The following is a 1,282-nucleotide window of genomic DNA, read 5'->3' as shown; positions in this document are numbered from 1 at the left end:
GGATGACGGTGTCCGGGGGGATCGGCCCGCCGGCGAAGCTGACCCCCACCATGACCGTGTAGATCACGCCGGCCGCGCCGGCGCAGTAGGCGAGACGGCGCAGCCGCCGACGTCGCCGCCCGCTCGGGTCGACGAAGACGGGGGGCGATTCCGGTACGACGGGAATCAGTGCTGTCGGGCCTTCCACACGGCCAAGTGTAGATGCGAGAAATTTCCGCCTTCTCCCCCGGCTAGCCGTGCTGACCAGGCAGAACGGACAGCACCGACCTCGATCTTGTAGGTTGGGTGCCGTGGCGCGCAGCGTGTACCTGACCGGCGTTGGCTCGGGCGGGGGAAAATCGACAGTGGCGCTCGGGCTGGCCGAGCTGTTGTCCCGCCAGGTGGAACGAATCGGCGCGTTCCGGCCGCTCGTCACCGGCGAGGGCACCGACCCGATCCTGGCCCTGCTCACCGAGCGCTACCGGATGGATCTGCCGGTCGACGAGCTGTACGGCGCCACGTACGCCGAAGCGAGCGCGCTCGTCGCGGACGGCCGCCGGGAGGAGCTGATCTCCCGGATCGTCACCCGCTACCGCGAGGTCGAGCGCCGCTGCCCGGCGATAGTGGTGGTCGGCAGCGACTTCGCCTACGGCGACGGCACCGGCCCGCGTGAGCTGGCCTTCAACGCCCGGCTCGCGACCGAGTTCAGCAGCGTCGTGGTCCCGGTGGTCGACGGTTTCGGGCAGACGCCCGAGACGATCGCGGCGGCGCTGCGCGGCGCGTACCACGATCTGGTCGACCTCGGCGCGACGGTGATCGCGGCGCTGGCCAACCGCGTGCCGGAGCCGATGACGCTGCCCGAACTGCCGGTGCCCGCGTACGCGATCCCGGAGGTGCCGACCGTGTCGGCGCCGACGGTGGCCGAGGTCGCCGCGGCGCTGCGCGGCACCGTGCTCACCGGCGACGAGACCGCGCTCGACCGTGACGTGCTCGACTACGTGGTCGGCGCGGCGCACGTGCCGACGCTGCTGGACCACCTCACCGACGGGGCGCTGGTGATCACCCCGGGCGACCGCGCCGACCTGCTGGTGGCCGCCGGGGCCGCGCACGTCGCCGGGCAGGTGTCGCTGGCCGGGCTGGTGCTCACGCTCGGCGAACAGCCCGACCCGCGGGCCATGCGCCTGGTCGAGCGGATGAACACCGGGCTCCCGGTGCTCTCGGTACCCTGCGACAGCTCCGACACGGTGTCCGCGTCCAGCCGGATCGAGGGCCGCCCCAGCACCGCCAACCCGCGAAAGGTCGA

Annotated in this window: 2 protein-coding genes; one reads left to right on the top strand and one right to left on the bottom strand. The window is 72.5% G+C overall.

What is annotated here, in order from left to right:
* Window positions 1-187 (bottom strand): hypothetical protein (locus KBX39_RS31445; protein WP_210874047.1); only part of this gene is annotated, 187 nt, incomplete at its 3' end.
* Between the two features lie 94 nt (window positions 188-281).
* On the opposite strand from KBX39_RS31445, the gene KBX39_RS31440 reads away from it, so the two are divergent.
* Window positions 282-1,282 (top strand): phosphotransacetylase family protein (locus KBX39_RS31440; protein ID WP_210874045.1); only part of this gene is annotated, 1,001 nt, incomplete at its 3' end.

Source organism: Micromonospora sp. D75 (assembly GCF_018070405.1).
Taxonomy (GTDB): domain Bacteria; phylum Actinomycetota; class Actinomycetes; order Mycobacteriales; family Micromonosporaceae; genus Micromonospora; species Micromonospora chalcea.
The sequence above is the reverse complement of the archived record's forward strand: the minus strand, read 5'-3'. Positions and strand labels throughout refer to the sequence as shown.